Genomic DNA, 1,471 nt, shown 5'->3' with positions numbered 1-1,471 from the left:
ACACGCTCTTCACCGAGATCGGCCCGCGGTACGAGAACCGTCCGGGTGGCTACACCCGCATCACCAAAAGGGGTGAACGGTCGTAACTTTCGCGTACGGGGGGCGTTCGGCCGCGCTATGCAGTCACACGGTGATCAAGCGTATACGAAACGTTACGCCACCGCGGGTTCGCGGCGGGCGGCGCGGCGCCGGGCCGCCAGTTCCGGGTCGAGCGCGGGTACGGCGGCCAGGAGCTGGGCGGTGTACGCCTCGCGCGGGCTGTCGTACACCTCGTCGGCCGGTCCGTACTCGACGAGCCGGCCCCGGCGCATCACCGCGACCCGGTCGCTGACCTGCCGGACCACGGCGAGGTCGTGCGCGATGAAGACCAGCGCGAGGCCGAGTTCCCGCTGCAGTTCGCCGAGCAGGCCCACCACGTGGGCCTGTGTGGTGACGTCGAGCGCGGAGACGGGCTCGTCGCAGACGATGACGCGCGGCTCGGCGGCGAGTGCCCGGGCGATGCCGATGCGCTGGCGCTGGCCGCCGCTGAACTCGTGCGGGTAGCGGTCGTAGTGCGCCCTCTCGAGCCCCACGCGCTCCAGCAGTTCCGTCACGCGCCCCCGGATGCGCTGCTCTTCGCGTTCGCCACGGGCGCGGAGCGGGTCGGCGATGGACTCGCCCACGCTGCGGCGGGGGTTGAGGGAGGAGACGGGGTCCTGGAAGACCATCTGGACGGCCGGGTTCACTCCGGTGTGCGGGCGCCCTTCGTAGCGGATCCCGCCGGCGGTCGGCTCCAGCAGCCCGACCAGCATGCGGCCGAGGGTGGTCTTCCCGCTGCCGCTCTCGCCGACCACGCCGACCGTCTCTCCGCGCCGGACGGACAGGGAGACGTCGTCCACGGCGGCGACCGTCCGCCTGCCGCGCCCGAACTCGCGGCGCACTCCGGTGGCCTCCAGGACGACCTCGCCGGACGCCTCGGAGCGGGTGCGGCGCGCGTCCACGCGGGGTACGGCGTCGAGGAGTTCGCGGGTGTACGCCTCCCGGGGCGCGGCGAGCACCGCGCCGACCGGGCCGTGCTCGACCGCCCTGCCGTGCCGCATGACGAGGACGTCGTCCACGCTCTCGGCCGCCACCCCCACGTCGTGGGTGACGAGCAGCAGGCCCATGCCGGTCTCCTCGCGCAGCGTGTGCAGCAGGTCGAGGATCTGGGCCTGGACGGTGACGTCGAGGGCGGTGGTCGGCTCGTCCGCGATCAGCAGGTCGGGGTCGCAGGCGAGGGCCATGGCGATGAGGGCGCGCTGGCGCATGCCGCCGCTGAACTCGTGGGGCCGCGACCGCGACCGCCGCCCCGCGTCCGGGATGCCGACCCGGTCGAGCACGTCGACGGCACGCGCGCGTCGCGGTCGTGGTCCACGAGGCGGGCACGGCGAGCCCCACCACGTGTCCGGCGATCACCATGAACGCGCCGAGGTGGAACAGCGGGCTGCCCCAG

Annotated in this window: 2 pseudogenes; one reads left to right on the top strand and one right to left on the bottom strand. The window is 73.7% G+C overall.

Going from position 1 to position 1,471, the window contains the following annotated elements:
• Positions 1-80 (top strand): annotated as a pseudogene (locus tag ACWEN3_RS46495) (L17 family ribosomal protein); the annotation flags it as partial.
• A 72-nt stretch (positions 81-152) separates the two neighbouring features.
• Here ACWEN3_RS46495 and ACWEN3_RS46490 read toward each other — a convergent pair.
• Positions 153-1,385 (bottom strand): annotated as a pseudogene (locus ACWEN3_RS46490) (ATP-binding cassette domain-containing protein); the annotation flags it as partial.
• Positions 1,386-1,471: the final 86 nt, after the last annotated feature.

The sequence above is a fragment of the Streptomyces sp. NPDC004561 genome (assembly GCF_053602155.1).
The sequence above is the reverse complement of the archived record's forward strand: the minus strand, read 5'-3'. Positions and strand labels throughout refer to the sequence as shown.